Origin of the sequence: Paraburkholderia sp. SIMBA_030 (assembly GCF_046535245.1) — a bacterium.
In the GTDB taxonomy this organism is placed as follows: Bacteria; Pseudomonadota; Gammaproteobacteria; order Burkholderiales; family Burkholderiaceae; genus Paraburkholderia.
Map to the genome: position 1 here is coordinate 1 of NZ_JAWRXB010001820.1, position 229 is coordinate 229.

Annotated in this window: 1 pseudogene; it reads right to left on the minus strand. The window is 66.8% G+C overall.

The features are described from left to right. A pseudogene (locus SB772_RS46265) lies at nucleotides 1–229 on the minus strand (chemotaxis protein); the annotation flags it as partial.

The following is a 229-nucleotide window of genomic DNA, read 5'->3' on the forward strand; positions in this document are numbered from 1 at the left end:
GGTAATGTCGGCGATCCGCACCGATCCGTCCGAAATCTGCCGCATCGTTTCGACGACCGCCTGCACGGCGGCGCCGCCGAGTTCCGTCGCATCCTTCGCCTGGGCCACGAGCGCATTCGCCTGGCGCGCGTTGTCGGCGTTCTGTTTGACCGTGGACGTGATCTGCTCCATGCTCGCCGCCGTTTCCTGCAGCGATGCGGCCTGCTGCTCCGTGCGCTGCGACAGATCC